At 41.1% G+C, this 2,390-nt stretch carries 1 protein-coding gene and 2 pseudogenes; all 3 read right to left on the reverse strand.

What is annotated here, in order from left to right:
* Positions 1-414: pseudogene (locus AC1DPZ_RS25620) on the reverse strand (NADH-quinone oxidoreductase subunit N); the annotation flags it as partial.
* Between the two features lie 10 nt (positions 415-424).
* Positions 425-1,978 carry an NADH-quinone oxidoreductase subunit M gene (gene nuoM / locus AC1DPZ_RS25625; protein ID WP_477408818.1) on the reverse strand — a complete coding sequence of 518 codons (1,554 nt, stop codon included), beginning with the start codon at positions 1,976-1,978 and terminating at the stop codon, positions 425-427.
* Positions 1,975-2,390 (reverse strand): annotated as a pseudogene (locus AC1DPZ_RS25630) (NADH-quinone oxidoreductase subunit L); the annotation flags it as partial. The gene nuoM and the pseudogene AC1DPZ_RS25630, both read right to left, overlap by 4 nt.

The following is a 2,390-nucleotide window of genomic DNA, read 5'->3' on the forward strand; positions in this document are numbered from 1 at the left end:
GTACAAACCAACAGTGAGAATTTCAAGCCCCAGGAATAAAGAAACAAAATGTTTACTGACGGCCAATACACAAGCCCCAAGGGTACACAGAAAAAGCAATACGTAATATTCTTTCGGACTTTCTTCCTTTTCTTCAAAATAGATATAAGAAAGGATATTGACCACCAAACCCGAAAAAATGATCAGCCCCATAATGAACACCGAAAACCCATCTATAACCAGCAATGGTTCAATATGGTACGGAAGCGATTTTTGAATATAAAAAAGAGAAAAAAAGGCGATGGTAAACAAAAGCAGGCTACTTAGCTGAATTACGCGGTGACTCAACTTTATTGCGATCAAAAGCATAATGAGCACGGAAGAACCGGCAAGTAATACTAATGGTGTAAGAGCGAAAAAATCGTTACCTGACATAGCGTTCTTCTTATTTTTTGACCAGATATTTATGTGTATTTGATGGCGTTGCCTGAAGGTTCGCTTTTTCCGCACTTTTATTTTCGGTTGGAAAAATATGCTCTAATTTGTTAATCATTGGCTTAACTGTATCCACAACCGGTTGTGGATACAAACCCAGCCATATAATTGATAATGTAAGCGCTGCCATTACCATTATTTCTCTGAATGAAAAATCGCGAACCTGATCCGGTCTTTCTGATGGTCCTAAAAATACTTTCTGTACAATACGCAAGGAATAAATGGCAGAAAAAACGAGGCCGATTGTTGCAATAACAGTAAGCATTACATTGGCTTTAAAAGCGCCTAATAATATCAGGAACTCCGCAATAAAATTCCCTAATCCGGGCAAGCCCAAAGATGCCATGGCAAACAACATTCCTATAGCCCCCATTTGAGGCATTTGGGTCCAAAGTCCACCCATATGGTTAATGTCGCGGGTATGCAGGCGTTCTTTAAGCATCCCTGCCATAATAAACAATGCCCCTGTACTTATTGCATGTGTAACAAGTTGCATTACTACCCCCTGTAAGGCCAGTTCATTAAAAGCAAAAATACCCAGTATCACAAAGCCCATGTGGCTAACGCTTGTATAAGCTACCAGGCGTTTAAGATCGGTTTGCGAATAAGCCAGGATAGCTCCATAAATAACCCCTATCACACCGAAGAGCATCGCCCATGGTGCTAACTCCCGCGCTGCTTCCGGAAACAAAGGAAGAACAAACCTTAATATGCCGTACGCTCCTGTTTTCAATAGTAACCCTGCCAATATTAAGCTTCCGGCGGTAGGGGCTTCGCTGTGTGCATCGGGCAACCAGGTATGGAAGGGTACTATGGGTAATTTCACCACAAAGGCAATCATAAAACCCAGCATCAGCCAAAAAGCAATACCAGGAGACACAACGGTTCCCAGTAATTCAAAGTAGTTGAAGGTATAAATACCCGTATTATTACCGTGAATAAAATATAAGCCAATTATGGCCAGCAACATCAACAAACCGCTGGCCTGGGTGAAAATAAAAAACTTGTAGGCAGCATAAACCCGGTTTTCGCTTCCCCATATGCCAATCAGAAAATACATAGGAATAAGCATCACCTCCCAGAAAAAGTAAAACAGGAACATATCCATCGCCATGAATACCCCTGAAATTCCGGCCAGGATCCAAAGTAAATTGAAATGATAAAAGCCCAGGCGTTCTTTTACGTCGTTCCAGGAACACAGCACCGCCAAAATTCCAAGGAAAAAAGTTAGCACCAGCATCAACAGGCTTAACCCGTCAATAGCCAGGTGAAAGCTTATACCCAGCGACGGGATCCACCTATGCCGGTAGTCAATCATCCAGGTATTGGAAAAATTGACATTAGCAGTTCGGTAATGATTAATCCAAAAAGATACCAAAGCAATAAAACCAGTTAACAATGTACAAAGCGCAACCCAGCGGGGCAGGTTTTTATTCAATTGCCCCAACAGGAGTGCCAGCAGACCACCTCCCATTAATATGCCGATTACATAAGTAAGTATCATAACATTATTTGTATGCTTAATATGATTATTGCACCTGCAACCAACCCCATGATATACCATCTTAATGACCCCGACTGGGTAAATGATAAAAATTGATAAAGGCGGATTGTGACAAACGTGATACCCTGGTAAAGTTTATCAACTACATCGTTTTTGTTGATATTGGCAATGAAAACAACAGGCCTCACAATTAATACATTATATAACTTATCAAAGCCCCAGCCCGAAAACCAGAAAAGGTAAAGGTTCATAACAAATCCCGATTGTTTTAACTTTTCAATGCGCTGCAGTTGTTTGTAATAGAAAATATAAGCCAGGTAAATCCCGCTAAAAGTTGCCAGGAGCGCCAGGATCTGAAATTGCAGTTCGGCATTTATTCCTGCTTTTAAAACCGTTTCGGGCAATACCTGGT

The sequence above is a fragment of the Mucilaginibacter sp. P4_G9 genome, from assembly GCF_056400985.1.

Excerpts from the sequence above, each read along its gene's own strand:
- nuoM (WP_477408818.1), bottom strand. The coding sequence starts at position 1,978 with ATGATACTTACTTATGTAATCGGCATATTAATGGGAGGTGGTCTGCTG.